Origin of the sequence: Gracilibacillus lacisalsi DSM 19029, from assembly GCF_000377765.1 — a bacterium.
GTDB lineage: Bacteria > Bacillota > Bacilli > Bacillales > Amphibacillaceae > Gracilibacillus > Gracilibacillus lacisalsi.
In genome coordinates this window covers 131,908-147,813 of sequence record NZ_KB898668.1, presented here as the reverse complement: position 1 = coordinate 147,813, position 15,906 = coordinate 131,908, and the positions used below count along the sequence as shown (strand labels likewise).

The window sequence follows — 15,906 nt, the reverse complement described above, 5'->3', positions numbered from 1 at the left end:
AGTCTACGTATCTTGCCTCCGCTTTGCGTAGTGTCCTGAATTTTGAAAGAAGTAATAACAGGTAATGGTTACTGAGTATTTCCTCTTATAAAAGGTAGAATTATCTAAATAGCGTAGGCAGAATACGGAGACTCCTGTGGGACAGCGAGAGCTGAAGCCGAGCCCACGGAAAGCGCAGTATTCTGCCGGAGCGGTTTGCATGCACTCTCTAAGTGAAGCATGGAAAAGAACAAATCCTTTTCCTCGTTACTGCGCAGTATATGGATACTACGAAAGTTGTTAATATGGTAGACATGTGTTTGTAGCTTTTGGTATTACAAGTTTTCTTTAATGGGAGGATAATGGTATAATATGATGGGTATTTAAGTAGTCGTTTAATGAAATGTCGGAGGTATATTATGTGGAGAGTATATGTAATAGCATTAGCAGTTGTCATTGTTGATCAAGTAACAAAATGGCTCATCGTAACAAATATGGAAATTGGAGAACGAATCACCGTTATTGAATCCTTTTTTTATTTAACATCACACCGAAATTCTGGTGCAGCATGGGGGATACTAGAAGGGCAAATGTTCTTTTTCTATATCATTACCGTGATTGTTATTGGTTTTATAATTTTTTACATCCAAAAGTTTGGCAAGGAGAGTAAATGGTTAAGACTAGCATTAGCTTTTATATTAGGCGGAGCAATTGGCAATTTTATTGATCGCCTGTTCCGAAAAGAAGTAGTCGACTTCTTTGACGTTTATATCGGTACATATGATTATCCAATCTTTAATATTGCTGATTCCGCATTGGTAGTAGGAGTTATTGCTATTTTCATCTATACATTTTTAGATGAGAGAAACAAAAAAAGGAGCAACCAGAAATGAGCGAGTTTTCTTATGTAGTTAAGACGAATGATCAAGGAACACGGATAGATAAACTGTTAGTCGACATTACAGAAGACTATTCCAGATCACAAATTAAAACTTGGTTTGATAAAAACTTAGTGCTTGTAAACGGTAAGTCCGTGAAACAAAACTATAAATGTCAGACTGAAGATCAAATTGAGTGGCAAGTACCGGAAGTAGAACCATTAGATGTCGTGGCAAAAGATATACCAATTGATATCGTATATGAAGATGAAGATATTCTTGTCATTAATAAAAAGAGTGGAATGGTCGTTCATCCAGCAGCTGGCCATCAGGAAGATACTTTAGTCAATGCTTTACTGTTCCACTGTGATGATTTATCAGGTATTAATGGTGTAAAAAGACCTGGGATAGTCCATCGGATTGATAAAGACACAAGTGGTTTATTAGTAGTAGCTAAACATGATGTTGCTCACGAAAGATTAGCAGAGCAACTGAAAGAGAAAAAAATTAAAAGAGCATATAAAGCAATTGTTCATGGGGATATTCCGCATGAATATGGTTCAATTGATGCTCCAATAGGGCGAAGCGAAAAAAATCGTCAACTAATGGATGTTACGGAGAAAGGCAAGCATGCTGTGACACATTTTGAAGTAATCGAAAGACTGCATGGGAAATTCACTTTTGTGAAATGCGTGTTAGAAACTGGAAGAACCCATCAGATTCGTGTACACATGAAATATATTGGTTACCCATTGGTTGGCGATCCCAAATATGGTCAACGGAAAACAATTGATGTTGATGGACAAGCACTACATGCATATCATTTAAGCTTTGAACATCCCGTCAAGCAAGAGCAAATGGAGTTTGAGGCACCGTTACCAGATAAATTTGCGAAGGTATTAGAAAATATCCGAAAAAGTTATTGACTTCACGTGCCGTTTTTGACATAATATAACCAATATCATAAAGACCTTTTAAAACAGTCCCGTGAGGCTGAAAAGGAAACGGATCAACATACCACAAGTATGTCCAAAATCCTTATTCTCTCACGGAGAATAAGGATTTTTTTATGGAAGAACAATGATATATGGTGATCTCTCTCAAACGAGTAATAGGTTTTAACAAGTTATATAAAGCGAGGTTTTTATGATGAATAAAAAAGCAAATGTACTAGACGCACCGGCAATGAGAAGGGCACTGACACGAATTGCCCACGAAATTCTCGAACGAAACAAAGGTGTAGAAGGATTGATGCTAGTAGGTATTAAAACAAGAGGAGTTCCGATTGCCAAACGGCTTCAAGAACGGATTCAAGATATCGAAGGTGTAAAGGTTCCGATTGGAGAATTGGATATTACACTTTACCGTGATGATTTATCACATGTCGACAATCAGGAACCAACACTGAATGAAGCCAACCTAAAAGAGCAAGTTACAGGTAAAAACGTTATTTTAGTAGATGATGTTTTATACACAGGCAGAACAGTGAGAGCTGCGATGGATGCGATTATGGATCAAGGAAGACCGTCTCAAATGCAACTAGCCGTCTTAGTTGATCGGGGACATCGTGAACTGCCTATACGTGCAGATTTTATTGGTAAAAACATTCCAACATCCCAAAATGAAATTATTACAGTTGAGTTGGAAGAAATAGATCAAAAAGATAGTGTCAGTATTTATGAAAAAGAATAAGACCTTTAAACAAGTACAGAGATGCTTGCAAGGTCGCATTTAAAGGATACGTGTACCTTTTATACTACACGTCTACCTCTTTGCGACCAGCAAAGAGGTTTTTTTTATCCGAAATGAAGGGGAGATAGAGAAATGTCAGAGAAAAAAATGGTTTTAGATGTCAGAGAAGTACCGAAATTATCAAAATGGTTACTGTTCAGTATACAACACTTATTTGCGATGTTTGGGGCTACTATTTTAGTACCGTTTCTAACAGAATTATCGCCAGCGGTCGCTTTAGTATCCAGTGGTTTAGGTACACTAGCATACCTATTAATTACAAAAGGTCAAATTCCGGCCTATTTAGGTTCCAGCTTTGCTTTTATTGCACCGATCACAAGTGCGATGGCGATAGGTGGACCTGGTGGAGTCATGATTGGAAGTTTCCTTGCAGGTGTTGTGTATGGAGCACTTTCGTTACTGATCGCTGCTTTTGGAACGGATTGGATTATAAAAGTATTACCACCGATCGTAGTAGGACCAGTCATTATTGTGATTGGTTTAGGATTAGCTCCAACTGCGATTGATATGGCAATGAACGTAGACGGTGAATATAGCGGTGTTCACTTCAGTGCAGCCATTGTAACATTGCTGATCACGGTTATTGGCTCCTTATTATTTAGAGGATTTTTCGGACTTATCCCGATCCTGATTGGGATCATTGGTGGTTATGTTTACTCACTCATTATATCTGCTATTACCAATGTTAAGGTTTTAGATGCCACTGGCGTACAAGCTGCATGGGATAAAATTGTTTCTAGTAACTCATTTGGTGAGGCGATTCAGTCTATATTCTTAGTACCCGATTTTGTTCTCCCGTTTGTTACGTTTAATCCAGCGGATGTGTTTAGCTGGAGTATCGTATTACTTATGGTACCAGTTGCAGTTGTAACGGTAGCGGAACATATCGGTGATCAAATGGTGTTATCTAAAGTAGCAGGCAAAAACTTTATTAAAAAGCCTGGATTACATCGCTCAATATTAGGTGATGGAGTTGCAACGATTATTGCCTCTTTATTAGGAGGGCCGCCAAATACAACGTATGGTGAAAACATTGGCGTATTGGCTATAACGAGAGTATTTAGTGTGTTTGTTATCGGTGGAGCAGCAGTACTAGCGATTATTTTCGGATTTATCGGAATTATTACCGAACTGATAGCATCTATTCCTACTCCAGTAATGGGCGGTGTGTCAATCCTGTTGTTCGGTATTATTGCCTCAAGTGGCTTACGAATGCTGATTGATAACAACATCGACCTTGGTATTAAACGAAATCTAGTCATTTCGTCAGTTATCTTAGTAATCGGAATAGGTGGAGCATATGTAAACATTCCGGTCGGAGATGTAGATGTGACCATCGCAGGCATGGCACTTTCAGCCTTAATTGGTTTGATTTTAAACCTTATCTTACCTGAGAAAGAATCAGGTTATGGCAATGGTAATATGTTTGCAACACCTGAAGATGAAGAATAAGTGTTCATTAAAAAAAGAAGGGGAGGATGTAAAGATGGAGCATTTTGTGACGATGAAGGATAAAACAGCAACAGAGATACTGCAATTGGTAAAAAGAGCAAATCATATTAGTCAGACAGGTGGAAATCCACTAAAAGGACAATTTTTTGCCGCTAACCTTTTCTTTGAACCTAGTACGCGCACTAAGATGAGTTTTGTTGTAGCAGAAAGAAAACTTGGAATTGAACCATTAGATTTTATGGCAGACGTCTCAAGTATAACGAAGGGTGAAAGTATTTATGATACAGCAAAAACATTTGAAGCGATTGGGGCAAACTTTATCGTTTTAAGACATCAAGAAGAGAATATTGCGAAACAATTAGCCGAATCTTTATCCATCCCTGTTATTAACGCAGGAGACGGGACAGGTGAGCACCCAACACAGTGCCTGCTTGATCTTGTAACCATTTATCAGGAATATAAACAATTTAATGGATTAAAAGTAGTGATTGCTGGAGATATCAAGCATAGTCGAGTTGCTCGATCTAATGCAATTGCCCTTTCCACATTAGGATGTGAGGTCTATCTAACAGGTAAGGAAGAATGGCATGATGACTCATTAGCTTTTCCATATGTATCGATGGATGAAGCGATAGAGATAGCGGATGTTCTGATGTTACTGCGTATTCAGCATGAACGACATCAGGGTCCATTCAGCCTGCGACAAGAAAGTTATCTGGAGAAATACGGATTGACGACAGAACGAGAAGCAAGCATGAAGAAGCATGCAATTATCTTGCATCCAGCACCTGTGAATAGAGGAGTAGAAATAGATTCTAGCTTAGTAGAATGTGAAAGATCTCGAATTTTCAAACAAATGAAAAATGGTGTAGTAGCAAGAATGGCAGTAATGGAGACACTTTTGAACCAAGGGGGCAACTTCAATGGAGAAAATTTTAACAAACGTCAAGCAATTATCGGATAATGGTAATGTACAATCGTGTGAAATTTTAATAGAAGATGGAAAAATTAAAGCAATTGGAACCGACATGGAAGTTCCGGGAGCAGAAAGAATCGATGGTAAGGGCAACTTGGTTACTCCAGGATTTGTGGATGTCCATGTTCATTTAAGAGAGCCAGGTGGTGAGGCTAAAGAAACGATTGCTACGGGTACAAAATCAGCGGCACGTGGGGGCTATACAACAGTATGTGCGATGCCTAATACGCAACCAACACCTGATTCTGTTGAAGTGCTACAATCCATTCAGGACAGAATTAAAGAAACAGCAGCAATTCGAGTATTGCCTTATGCATCCATTACTGAACGACTTGTAGGTAACAAGTTAACGGATATGAAGGCATTAAAGCAAGCGGGAGCTTTTGCTTATACAGATGATGGTGTAGGTGTTCAATCAGCTGATATGATGCTCCAGGCGATGACACAAGCAGCAGCGGTTGACATGCCTATTGTTGCTCACTGTGAGGAAAATACCTTAATCCACAACGGCGTGATGCACGAAGGTCAAGTGAGTCAGCGATTAGGTTTACCTGGCATACCTTCGATTTGTGAGTCTGTCCAAATTGCCCGTGATGTTCTTCTAGCAGAAGCAACGGGATGTCATTATCACGTATGCCACGTCAGTACGAAAGAATCTGTCCGCGTAATCCGCGATGCGAAGAAAGCAGGGATTCGTGTAACAGCAGAAGTAACACCACATCATCTATTAATCAATGAAAATACTATTACCGAAAATGATGCGAATTTTAAAATGAACCCACCTTTACGTGCAAAAGAAGATCAAGCGGCACTTATCGAAGGTTTACTAGATGGAACAATCGATTTTATTGCAACAGATCATGCGCCGCATACTGCTGAAGAGAAAGCGAACGGTATGGAAGAAGCACCATTTGGCATTGTTGGGTTTGAAACAGCATTTTCTCTTCTACACACCCACTTTGTACAAAAAGGAATCTTTACACTGAAACAGCTCGTTGATTGGCTGACTGTAAAACCAGCAGATACTTTCGGACTACCATACGGAAGAATGGAGGTTGGTGCTAGTGCCGATTTAACGTTACTTGATCTCCAAACAAAAGGAAGTATAGATAAAGAAATGTTTGTATCAAAAGGAAAAAATACACCATTTGATAAATGGGAGGTAACGGGAAAACCAGTTATGACGATTTATCAAGGTCAGATCGCTTTTGAGGAGGTAACAGAATGAAAAGACAGCTTATTTTAGAAGACGGTACCGTTTTTCATGGAGATGCATTTGGTTCATTAGAAGAAAGTATTGGAGAAGTTGTATTCAATACGGGGATGACAGGTTACCAAGAAATATTATCAGATCCTTCCTATTGTGGTCAACTTGTTACGATGACATATCCGCTTATCGGAAACTATGGCATTAATCGAGACGATTTTGAAACGATTACGCCATCCATTTTTGGATTTATCGTAAAGGAATATGCTGAAATGCCTTCCAACTTCCGTAGTGATGAAAACCTCGATGAGTATTTAAAAGCAAATAATATTCCAGGAATTTCTGGAATTGATACAAGAAAACTAACGAAAATATTGCGTAAGCATGGTACAATGCGTGGCATTTTAACAGAAGCAGGTGCTGAAGATAAAGAAGCTTTGGAGAAATTAAAACAAGCAAATCTGTTAACAAACCAAGTAGAACAGGTTTCAACTGTAAAGCCGTATGTTTCACCAGGAAGAGGATATCGGATTGTATTAGTCGACTTTGGGATGAAGCATGGAATTTTACGAGAATTAACGAAACGTAATTGTCATGTTACAGTCGTACCATACAACTACAGTGCAGATAATATTTTGCGTTTAAAGCCGGATGGCATCATGCTAACGAATGGTCCTGGTAATCCTAAAAACGTACCAGAAGCGATCGAAATGATCAAAAATGTGATTCCGACTATACCAACCTTTGGTATCTGTCTAGGACACCAATTATTATCATTAGCGTGCGGGGCCGATACGGAAAAATTAAAATTTGGTCATCGCGGATCGAATCATCCTGTTTATGATTTTGAAACCAAACGGACTTATTTAACTTCACAAAATCATGGGTATGCGGTCACCGAAGCATCGATTGCACAAACAGATTTAGTGCTTACGCAAATCGCCTTAAATGATAAAACTGTGGAAGGAGTTAAACATTCCGAATATCCAGCTTTTTCGGTTCAATATCACCCAGAAAACTCACCAGGCCCTGATGATACGAACTATTTATTTGACCAATTTATGGAGAATATCGCAAGCTATCAAACAGCACAGAAGGAGGAAGTCTAATGCCAAAAAGAACGGATATTCAAAAGATTTTAGTAATCGGATCAGGTCCGATTGTGATTGGACAAGCAGCAGAATTTGACTATTCCGGAACACAAGCATGTCAGTCATTGAAAGAAGAAGGTTATACGGTTATTCTAGCAAACTCCAACCCAGCAACGATTATGACCGACCACAAGATTGCGGATACGGTATATATGGAACCTTTAACTGTAGAATTTCTATCTAAAATCATTCGTAAAGAACGTCCTGACGCTGTATTGCCAACGCTTGGTGGCCAGACTGGCTTGAATCTAGCTGTTGCTTTAGATGAATCAGGCATTTTAGAAGAGTATGGAGCAGAATTATTAGGTACGAAACTGGATGCGATCCAACAGGCAGAAGATCGTGAAAAATTTAGAACTTTAATGAATGAAATTAATGAGCCTGTACCAGAAAGTCAAATTGTCAACACAGTAGATCAAGCATTAGATTTTGCCGAAGAAATTGGCTATCCACTAATAGTAAGACCAGCGTATACATTAGGCGGTACCGGTGGTGGTATGTGTTACAACGAAGCAGATTTAAAAGAAATAACAAGAAATGGCTTAGCATTATCCCCAGTAAATCAATGTTTGATCGAAAAGAATATCGCAGGGTTTAAAGAAATAGAGTATGAAGTCATGCGCGACAAAAATGATCAAGCCATCGTTGTTTGTAACATGGAAAACATTGATCCAGTCGGCATTCATACGGGAGATTCGATAGTCGTTGCGCCATCACAAACATTGAGTGACCGTGAATATCAAATGTTACGTTCTGCCTCTTTAAAAATAATTCGCGCATTAGAAATTGCAGGGGGCTGTAACGTTCAATTAGCACTAGATCCAAACAGCTTCCAATATTATATTATTGAAGTAAATCCAAGGGTAAGCCGCTCGTCTGCCTTAGCGTCAAAAGCAACAGGTTATCCAATTGCCAAGATTGCCGCTAAAATCGCGATCGGTATGAGTTTAGATGAAATCATGAATCCAATTACTGGAACTACTTATGCGATGTATGAGCCTGCATTGGATTATGTTGTGACGAAATTCCCTCGCTTTCCATTTGACAAGTTTGTATTAGGTAACCGTAAGCTTGGTACTCAAATGAAAGCGACAGGAGAAGTAATGGCGATCGGCCGCAATTTCGAAGAGTCCTTATTGAAAGGAATACGTTCACTCGATATTAGTGGTGAAGATTTCTACTTGCCTGTCTTAGAAAATGAATCAATAGAATGGTTAAAAGAACGTTTAGTACATGCTGATGATGAAAGAATTTATGTATTAGCAGAAGTATTGAGACAAGGCATGTCAGTTGAAGAAATATTCCAATTAACCAAAATAGACCGCTTTTTCTTAGAAAAATTAAAGAAGATTATCGACTTTGAAGCGAAATTAGCGGATATTCCGCAAAATCTTGACCTGCTAAAAGAAGCAAAAAAATTTGGTTTGTCAGATACACACATCGCTCGCCTTTGGAATGTCGATGTAGATGAAGTGTATCAGCTTAGAAAAGCAGAAAATATTTTGCCAGTTTATAAGATGGTAGATACTTGTGCAGCAGAGTTCGAATCGGAAACACCTTATTTCTACAGTGCATATGAAGAGGAAAATGAATCGGTAGTAACCAACCGCAATAAAGTATTAGTGATCGGTTCTGGCCCAATCCGAATTGGTCAAGGGATTGAGTTCGATTATGCGACAGTTCACTCTGTACTAGCACTAAAAGAAGCTGGCTATGAAGCAATCATTATGAATAGTAACCCAGAGACAGTTTCAACTGACTTTAGTGTGTCAGACAAATTATATTTTGAACCATTAACATTAGAAGATGTCATGCATGTCATTGATTTAGAACAACCAGAGGGAGTAATTGTTCAATTTGGAGGTCAAACAGCTATCAATCTTGCGGAAGGGTTAGAACGTCGCGGAGTAAGAATATTAGGTACTCCGCTAACAGCAATAGATACAGCGGAAGATCGGGATAAATTCGAACAACTTTTACAAGAATTAGACATTCCACAACCTCAAGGGAAAAGTGTGCGTCAGTTAGATCAAGCAAAAGCAGCAGCCTCTTCAATCGGTTATCCAGTTTTAGTACGCCCATCCTATGTAATTGGTGGAAGTCAGATGGAAATTGTCTATAGTGAAGATGAATTGGAGAGCTATTTAGCGAAAACAAACCATATTAAGCATAAGCATCCTGTGTTAATCGATAAATATTTGACTGGAATTGAAGTGGAAGTCGATGCAATTAGTGATGGGGAAACAACGATCATTCCAGGTGTAATGGAGCACATTGAACGTGCTGGGGTACACTCTGGTGACTCGATTGCCGTCTATCCTTCGCAGCGATTATCAGATGATATTAAGCAAAAATGTGTAGACACTACGATAAAAATAGCAGAAAAATTAGGTGTCAAAGGACTTATCAATATTCAATTTGTCGTGCACCACGATGAAGTCTATGTGCTAGAAGTAAACCCTAGAGCAAGCCGGACGATTCCGTTTTTAAGTAAGATAACGGGAGTAACGATGGCTAATATTGCAACCCGTTGTATTATCGGTGAATCACTGGCAAACATGGGTTATCAAAAAGGCTTACTACCTGAGCCAGAAACAGTTTCAGTTAAAGTACCAGTATTCTCTTTTGAAAAGTTACGTAGTGTCGATACAATGCTTGGACCTGAAATGAAATCAACAGGGGAAGCAATTGGACGTGACAGAACATTAGAAAAAGCATTATATAAAGGTCTAACGGCATCTGGGTTAAAAATTCCGATGGAAGGGGCAATCCTGATTACGATAGCTGATAAAGATAAGGGTGAAGCATCAGAAATTGCGAAACGCTTCTTTGAATTAGGCTTCCATCTTTATGCAACAGAAGGAACTGCTAAGACGATTAGAGAATTAAATATACCAGTTACGGAAGTTGGGAAAGTCGGAGCAGAAGGGAAAAATGTAATTTCGATTATTGAGCAAGGAGAAGTACAAGTTGTTATTAATACGTTGACATCTGGTAAGAAACCACGCTCAGACGGTTTTAGAATTCGCCGTGAAGCGGTAGAGCATGGTATCCCATGTTTAACCAGCTTAGACACTGCAGAAGCAATCGTGAATGTCATTGATTCGACAACATTTACTGCCAAGCCTGCAGTAGAAGGGAAGGCGATTGTACTGTGATCACGAAACAATTGCTGAAAATAAACAGTCATATGCAAATTGCAGAAGATACCTTTGAAGTAGTAGTACAATCACCTTTAGCAAAAGAACTAAAACCTGGACAGTTTGTGCATATCGCCTTACCGAATCATATGTTGCGCAGGCCAGTTTCTATCGCAGGGGTTGACACGCAGGCGGAAACTTTTACTATTATCTTTAAAATATTCGGGGAAGGAACGCGTGAACTAAGTAAATATCAGGCAGGAGACACGCTTGATGTAATTTTGCCATGCGGAACCTATTACCCCATTGATCAGTTAGAAATAGATCAAGCTTTAATAGTTGGTGGTGGGATTGGAGTCCCTCCGCTCTACTATCTAGCAAAAACACTCAAGGAAAACGGAGTAAAGGTGACGAGTGTTCTAGGTTTCCAATCGAAAGATCAAATTTTTTATGAAGAAAAGTTTCAAGTGTTAGGTGATACGTATATTGCAACAAACGATGGTAGTTATGGAACAAAAGGTTTTGTTACAGATATTATTGATGAAATAAATCCTACTTTCGATTACTTTTTCTCTTGTGGGCCAACCCCAATGTTAAAGGCGGTTTCGCATCAATTAGAGGGATACAACGGCTACATTTCCTTAGAAGAGAGAATGGGATGTGGTGTCGGTACCTGTTATGCATGTGTTGTCCCTTTAAAACAAGATCCTAAGCAATCGAAAAAAATTTGTAAGGATGGACCAGTATTTTCAGCAAATGAGGTGATCTTATCATGAATTTAACGACAAGATTACCTGGCCTAATGTTAAAAAATCCTGTCATGCCTGCTTCTGGTTGTTTCGGCTTTGGTAAAGAATATAGTCAATTTTATGATTTAAGTGAATTGGGAGCAATTATCGTTAAAGCTGCAACAGGTGAAGCAAGATTCGGGAATCCGACTCCACGAGTAGCCGAAACATCTAGTGGTATGTTAAATGCGATCGGCCTGCAAAATCCTGGTGTTGAAAAAATTATCGAGGAAGAGTTACCTTTTTTACGATCATATGACACACCAGTAATTGCAAATGTTGCAGGTAGTACGGTAGAAGAATATGTCAAAGTGACTAAAGCATTGAATCATTCAAAAGATATCGCTGCATTAGAACTAAATATATCATGCCCTAATGTAAAAGAGGGTGGTGTCCAATTTGGAACGGATCCGTCACTTGCGAAAGAAGTAACTTATCAGGTAAAAGAAGCAAGTGACTACCCGGTATATGTCAAATTATCTCCGAATGTATCTAATATTGTAGAAATGGCAAAAGAGGTAGCAGATGCCGGAGCTGATGGTTTATCGATGATTAATACGCTAACAGGAATGCAAATAAATTTAAAACAGCGCAAACCGATTATTGCCAATCAAACTGGTGGGTTATCAGGTCCAGCAATAAAACCGATTGCGATTCGGATGATCTATGAAGTCCGTCAAGCTCTCGATATTCCGATTATTGGAATGGGTGGAATCATTACAGCGGAAGATGTTTTAGAATTTCTTCTAGCAGGTGCTAATGCTGTAGCAGTGGGAACGGCTAATTTTCAAAACCCACTTGCATGCCCTGAGATAATTAATGATTTACCAAGTATGTTAAAGCAGTATGGATTTTATTCTGTGGAAGACGCAATAGGAAAGGGGCATGTGTAATGGAACAACCATTTTTCCTCGCCTTAGATTTTCGTACAGCAGATGATGTGAAAGTATTTATCGAGAAGCATGACTTATATGGAGTACCTGTAAAAGTAGGGATGGAATTATTTTATCGTGAAGGCAGGGAAATGATTGATTGGTTAAAAGGACATAAACATCCGATTTTTTTAGATTTGAAACTTCATGATATTCCGACAACCGTGGAAAAAGCCATGTATAATTTAGCTACCTTAGGGGTTGATATTGTCAACGTCCATGCTTCAGGAGGGTCTGATATGATCAAAGCAGCCAAAAGAGGGCTTGAAGCTGGAGCGGATGGTAAAGTTCCTAAACTAATTGCGGTAACTGTTCTGACATCAATGGATCAGTCAACATTAAAAGAGGAATTATATATCAATCAATCAGTAGACGATGTCGTTAAACGTCTAGCATTATTAACGAAAAATAGTGGTGCAGATGGTGTTGTATGTTCAGCACATGAAGTACCAATTATTAAACAAGCTTGTGGTGATGACTTCTTAACCGTAACACCAGGAATTAGATTGACTGAGTCTAATCAGAATGATCAAAAACGAGTAGCAACCCCTCAACTTGCGAAACAAAATGGAGCAGATTATTTAGTGATAGGCAGAAGTATTACACAGGCAGAAAATCCAAAAGCTAATTATAGCCGAGTAGTAGAGGAGTGGGGAAATGCTTAAATCAAAAGAAATGGCCAATGCTCTATATGAGATAGATGCTATACAAATTAGACCCGACCGATCGTTCGTATGGACATCTGGTATTCATTCGCCCATCTATTGTGATAATCGATTAACGATGTCTTTCCCAGATGTACGAAAGCAAATCGTAAAACAATTCGTGGAAATAATTGATCAATTAGAAGAAAAACCAGATGTGATTGCAGGTTGTGCCACAGCAGGAATACCTCATGCTGCATGGCTAGCAGATTATTTAAATCTTCCAATGGTTTATGTACGATCCAAGCCAAAAGGACATGGCAAGCAAAATCAGATAGAAGGTAAGGTAGAAGAGGGAGATAAAGTCATCGTAATTGAGGACCTTATATCTACAGGTGGATCATCTATTGAAAGTGCACTTGTATTACAAGAAACAGGTGCTGAGGTTTTGAGTGTATTAGCTATCTTTAGTTATGGATTAAGAAAAGCAGACAAACAATTCAAAGATGCTAACATACCTTTTACAACGATCACTAACTTTGATATTTTAGCTGAAGCATTAGTCGAAAATAATGAAATTACAGATGCAGCGAAAATAGACTTATTACAATGGCGTGATGAACTAGGAAATAATTAAAATGAATATTTCCTGGGAAACCGCAGGAAATGTATTTATTCGATGTTGTTCGACGAGTTCGTGTTGAAAATTCCTACTACTGCGTATACATCATTAATTTTAGAATGTCGTCTAATTTCACCCAGTGGATTAGGCGATTTTTAAGAAACATTGGTAATCAATTATTAAATAAAACTTATAATGAGATCAGGAGTGACTGTATGAATTTTAGAGAGTTTGGTTTGATATTATTTGTTGAAGAGTACGAAAAGTGTATCAGGTTTTATAGAGATATTTTGCAATTACCTGTAAGAAATATTAAAGAAACTCTAGTTGCTTTTGATTTACCAAATGGTTATTTAATGGTAGAACAAGGTGGAGTTGGTTCAGTTCAAGAAAAACAGAGAAAGCAGAATCCCACTGTACTACGATTTGATGTAGACTCGTTAACTACTGAAGTGAAAAAATTAGAGGAAAAAGATGTTGTCTTTATACATAAAAATTTAAAATTTGCTTGGGGGGCTATTGCGGTTTTAAAAGACCCTGATGGAAATAGAATTGAATTAGGAGAAATTAATCCCTCAAGTGGTTCATATAACGCGAAGTAGTTGTATTAAGGTTATAGCACTAACGAGTAGCCATAGTAACAAAAAGAAGGGAAATAATAGAGTTACTTCTTTTCATTTTTATCTTTGATGGATTTTTTGGAATATACGATCCTGGAAGGTTAATAATAAACTTCTTAAACAGACCGAAGAAATTAAAAAGTTCGAGAAGAGTTAGTCCGGAGCAATAAAAAGTAGGTTTTCTTGTTAACTAACGGGGCGGTTGTTGAATAAAAATTAAGAGGTTGATACACATATTATAATAATAAAATGTATTAAACATTTTAGTGAATAGCACTGAAAATTAGATCTGCACTTGGTTTAAAAAATAGTCAAGTTAATATGGTAACAATTTAGTTTGCATTCAATATAATTTATATCATAAAAAAGCCGAACCTGCTTTTAAAGATAAGTTGTGAAAACGTTGATTTACAATTGTTTTGATATGCAGTGTTTTTCTTTAGCAATCGGTCCAGCTTGTAGAATAACTCCTACCCTGTACTTCGTATTGAACAGGGTCCTCACATGTCATGTGATGCATCATGTTTTTGTCGGGAATGTTTTTTATTTTTTACTTTATGCGATCCTGCTAATGGTTCACCAGAGGGCAGTTGTACGTTTTGGGATAAATTAGGTTGTTCGTGTTGTTTTGGTCCTTTGCGATTTTTGGTCATTTTTATTCATCCTCCATAATTTATTTATGTTGTTTGAGCATACTTAATAAAGGTGTTTTCATCTTCAATTAAGCCACATACACCGCATTGTATTCTCTTAGTAGGGCCGTTGTAGGCGACATGAAAAGCTTCTAACGGTTCCTGCTCGTAATTATTGATCACTTCTCCAGTAGCTGAGTTTAATTTTACTGGTTGGACAACTTGTTCAATTACATTAAAACGTGAACGGTTTGTTTTACATTTAGGACACCGGTAAGGCTGATTCAAGGAAAACACCTCCATGGTTACTTTGTTATTTGTATGAGTATTGCTACCAAGTTTCAACGATACTTACCTTTTATTTTCTCTGATTCCTACTAAATTATACGAAGGCTTTAACCTTTTTTAGACAATATATGATCCATCATCAAAGTAAAAAATGGGATGTCATTAAAGCACATATATGTAGAGGGGGGTAAATTTATAGGTTGATTCAGTTTGCGTTAGATCCAATTTAATCATAGTAGAAGGATTTTTATCTCCAATATTAGGTAATTATGTTAAGGTATAAATGAGTTCTTTGAAAAATTCTATTTAAAAGAAAGGATGGTTTATGTTTATATTTGGAATTCAAGGACTTCACAGCAGCTCAAGTAAGAATAGCTAGACCTACTGACAAATTAGAAGAAATCATTGATTTTTATCAAAATGGGTTAGGGCTTAAACAAATTCAACAATTTAAAGGTCATAGAGGGTATGAAGGAGTTATATTTGGATTGCCAGATGTTAATTATCATCTAGAATTCACCCGTCATATTGATGGCAGTCCTTGTCCTGCCCCTACAAATGACAATGTCTTAGTTTTCTATATAACCGATGAAAATGAAATCGCAATAGTATCGAAACGGTTAAAGCAACTGGGTTATCCAGAAGCGGAACCAGAGAATGAATACTGGAAAGAACAGGGGATTACCGTAGAAGACCCTGAAAGTTGGCAAATAGTATTAATGAATAGGTCTTATGTCAAATAAATAATAGATACTTTTTTAACTATGTAATTGCACAAACGAATGATTTTCTTTAATAAGCTTTTTCCGCTGTCGGTTGTTTGATAAGGGATTTATGTTTAGTAA

16 protein-coding genes are annotated in these 15,906 nt (G+C 37.9%); 14 read left to right on the top strand and 2 right to left on the bottom strand.

The window, feature by feature from the left end:
• Positions 1-398 precede the first annotated feature (398 nt).
• The 13 genes from lspA to D569_RS0112345 all read left to right on the top strand — a co-directional run bounded on the left by lspA (position 399) and on the right by D569_RS0112345 (position 14,123).
• Positions 399-872 carry a signal peptidase II gene (gene lspA, locus D569_RS0112405; protein ID WP_018932749.1) on the top strand — a complete coding sequence of 158 codons (474 nt, stop codon included), beginning with the start codon at positions 399-401 and terminating at the stop codon, positions 870-872.
• The gene (locus tag D569_RS0112400; protein ID WP_018932748.1) at positions 869-1,783 is read left to right on the top strand and encodes an RluA family pseudouridine synthase; all 915 of its coding nucleotides are present in this window, start codon (positions 869-871) and stop codon (positions 1,781-1,783) included. Before lspA ends, D569_RS0112400 begins: the two co-directional genes overlap by 4 nt.
• A gap of 223 nt (positions 1,784-2,006) precedes the next feature.
• Positions 2,007-2,549, top strand: coding sequence for a bifunctional pyr operon transcriptional regulator/uracil phosphoribosyltransferase PyrR (gene pyrR, locus D569_RS0112395; RefSeq protein ID WP_018932747.1), 543 nt, complete (start codon positions 2,007-2,009; stop codon positions 2,547-2,549).
• A gap of 132 nt (positions 2,550-2,681) precedes the next feature.
• Positions 2,682-4,061, top strand: a complete 1,380-nt coding sequence (locus tag D569_RS0112390) for a solute carrier family 23 protein (RefSeq protein WP_018932746.1) — start codon at positions 2,682-2,684, stop codon at positions 4,059-4,061.
• Positions 4,062-4,095: 34 nt separating this feature from the next.
• On the top strand, positions 4,096-5,025 hold the full coding sequence (locus tag D569_RS0112385; protein ID WP_018932745.1) for an aspartate carbamoyltransferase catalytic subunit: 930 nt from the start codon (positions 4,096-4,098) through the stop codon (positions 5,023-5,025).
• Entirely contained in the window at positions 4,985-6,265 is a 1,281-nt protein-coding gene (locus tag D569_RS0112380) for a dihydroorotase (protein WP_018932744.1), read from the top strand. The genes D569_RS0112385 and D569_RS0112380 overlap by 41 nt, the downstream gene beginning before the upstream one ends.
• On the top strand, positions 6,262-7,353 hold the full coding sequence (locus tag D569_RS0112375; RefSeq protein ID WP_018932743.1) for a carbamoyl phosphate synthase small subunit: 1,092 nt from the start codon (positions 6,262-6,264) through the stop codon (positions 7,351-7,353). The genes D569_RS0112380 and D569_RS0112375 overlap by 4 nt, the downstream gene beginning before the upstream one ends.
• The gene (gene carB / locus D569_RS0112370) at positions 7,353-10,553 is read left to right on the top strand and encodes a carbamoyl-phosphate synthase large subunit (RefSeq protein ID WP_018932742.1); all 3,201 of its coding nucleotides are present in this window, start codon (positions 7,353-7,355) and stop codon (positions 10,551-10,553) included. The genes D569_RS0112375 and carB overlap by 1 nt, the downstream gene beginning before the upstream one ends.
• Positions 10,550-11,311, top strand: coding sequence for a dihydroorotate dehydrogenase electron transfer subunit (locus D569_RS0112365; protein ID WP_018932741.1), 762 nt, complete (start codon positions 10,550-10,552; stop codon positions 11,309-11,311). The genes carB and D569_RS0112365 overlap by 4 nt, the downstream gene beginning before the upstream one ends.
• Positions 11,308-12,216, top strand: coding sequence for a dihydroorotate dehydrogenase (locus D569_RS0112360; RefSeq protein ID WP_018932740.1), 909 nt, complete (start codon positions 11,308-11,310; stop codon positions 12,214-12,216). The genes D569_RS0112365 and D569_RS0112360 overlap by 4 nt, the downstream gene beginning before the upstream one ends.
• Entirely contained in the window at positions 12,216-12,920 is a 705-nt protein-coding gene (pyrF, locus tag D569_RS0112355) for an orotidine-5'-phosphate decarboxylase (protein ID WP_018932739.1), read from the top strand. The genes D569_RS0112360 and pyrF overlap by 1 nt, the downstream gene beginning before the upstream one ends.
• Positions 12,913-13,536: an orotate phosphoribosyltransferase gene (gene pyrE / locus D569_RS0112350; RefSeq protein ID WP_018932738.1), complete on the top strand. Its 624-nt coding sequence runs from the start codon at positions 12,913-12,915 to the stop codon at positions 13,534-13,536. Before pyrF ends, pyrE begins: the two co-directional genes overlap by 8 nt.
• A gap of 200 nt (positions 13,537-13,736) precedes the next feature.
• A complete protein-coding gene (locus tag D569_RS0112345) occupies positions 13,737-14,123 on the top strand; it encodes a VOC family protein (RefSeq protein WP_018932737.1) in 387 nt (128 codons plus the stop codon).
• Between the two features lie 518 nt (positions 14,124-14,641).
• Here D569_RS0112345 and D569_RS0112340 read toward each other — a convergent pair.
• Positions 14,642-14,794, bottom strand: a complete 153-nt coding sequence (locus D569_RS0112340) for a small acid-soluble spore protein P (protein WP_018932736.1) — start codon at positions 14,792-14,794, stop codon at positions 14,642-14,644.
• Positions 14,795-14,818: 24 nt separating this feature from the next.
• A complete protein-coding gene (locus D569_RS0112335) occupies positions 14,819-15,061 on the bottom strand; it encodes a hypothetical protein (RefSeq protein WP_018932735.1) in 243 nt (80 codons plus the stop codon).
• Positions 15,062-15,396: 335 nt separating this feature from the next.
• Between D569_RS0112335 and D569_RS0112330 the strand changes: the two genes are divergently transcribed.
• Positions 15,397-15,804, top strand: coding sequence for a VOC family protein (locus D569_RS0112330; protein ID WP_018932734.1), 408 nt, complete (start codon positions 15,397-15,399; stop codon positions 15,802-15,804).
• Positions 15,805-15,906 lie beyond the last annotated feature (102 nt).

Excerpts from the sequence above, each read along its gene's own strand:
- lspA (WP_018932749.1), top strand. The coding sequence starts at position 399 with ATGTGGAGAGTATATGTAATAGCATTAGCAGTTGTCATTGTTGATCAA.
- D569_RS0112400 (WP_018932748.1), top strand. The coding sequence starts at position 869 with ATGAGCGAGTTTTCTTATGTAGTTAAGACGAATGATCAAGGAACACGG.
- pyrR (WP_018932747.1), top strand. The coding sequence starts at position 2,007 with ATGAATAAAAAAGCAAATGTACTAGACGCACCGGCAATGAGAAGGGCA.
- D569_RS0112390 (WP_018932746.1), top strand. The coding sequence starts at position 2,682 with ATGTCAGAGAAAAAAATGGTTTTAGATGTCAGAGAAGTACCGAAATTA.
- D569_RS0112385 (WP_018932745.1), top strand. The coding sequence starts at position 4,096 with ATGGAGCATTTTGTGACGATGAAGGATAAAACAGCAACAGAGATACTG.
- D569_RS0112380 (WP_018932744.1), top strand. The coding sequence starts at position 4,985 with ATGGAGAAAATTTTAACAAACGTCAAGCAATTATCGGATAATGGTAAT.
- D569_RS0112375 (WP_018932743.1), top strand. The coding sequence starts at position 6,262 with ATGAAAAGACAGCTTATTTTAGAAGACGGTACCGTTTTTCATGGAGAT.
- carB (WP_018932742.1), top strand. The coding sequence starts at position 7,353 with ATGCCAAAAAGAACGGATATTCAAAAGATTTTAGTAATCGGATCAGGT.
- D569_RS0112360 (WP_018932740.1), top strand. The coding sequence starts at position 11,308 with ATGAATTTAACGACAAGATTACCTGGCCTAATGTTAAAAAATCCTGTC.
- pyrF (WP_018932739.1), top strand. The coding sequence starts at position 12,216 with ATGGAACAACCATTTTTCCTCGCCTTAGATTTTCGTACAGCAGATGAT.
- pyrE (WP_018932738.1), top strand. The coding sequence starts at position 12,913 with ATGCTTAAATCAAAAGAAATGGCCAATGCTCTATATGAGATAGATGCT.
- D569_RS0112345 (WP_018932737.1), top strand. The coding sequence starts at position 13,737 with ATGAATTTTAGAGAGTTTGGTTTGATATTATTTGTTGAAGAGTACGAA.
- D569_RS0112340 (WP_018932736.1), bottom strand. The coding sequence starts at position 14,794 with ATGACCAAAAATCGCAAAGGACCAAAACAACACGAACAACCTAATTTA.